This is a genomic window from Streptomyces doebereineriae, from assembly GCF_031845645.1.
In the GTDB taxonomy this organism is placed as follows: domain Bacteria; phylum Actinomycetota; class Actinomycetes; order Streptomycetales; family Streptomycetaceae; genus Streptomyces; species Streptomyces canus.
The window spans coordinates 1-406 of record NZ_JAVREZ010000515.1 but is presented as its reverse complement, the minus strand read 5'-3'; the positions used below and the strand labels follow the sequence as shown (position 1 = coordinate 406).

Genomic DNA, 406 nt, shown 5'->3' with positions numbered 1-406 from the left:
ATCCTGATCGCCCTTACCGGAGTGATGTTCGTTCTCCAGCACGTCTCGCCGCTGGACCCCGTGAAGGCGCAGTTGGGCGCGCAGGCTTCGGCGCAAGCGGTCGCCGCCAGGCGCGAGGAACTCGGTTTGAACCAGCCGGTGCTCGTACAGTTCTGGCACTACCTGACCAATGCGGTGACCGGTGATCTGGGAACCTCCTACCGCACCCGTCACCCCGTGTTGTCGGACCTCGGCAGCTTCCTGCCTGCCACCTTGGAACTCGCGATGTTCGGGATCGCCATCGCACTGGTGCTGGCGGCCCTGCTGGCATTCAGCACCACGTTGAAGTGGCCTGGTGCCCAGGTACTTCGGGCGGTCTTGTTCACCGGCGCGGCGGCACCGATGTTCCTGCTCGGCATCCTCGGGC

The 406-nt window shown here is 65.3% G+C and carries 1 pseudogene; it reads left to right on the top strand.

Going from position 1 to position 406, the window contains the following annotated elements:
- Positions 1 to 406, top strand: a pseudogene (locus tag RNB18_RS53040) (ABC transporter permease); the annotation flags it as partial.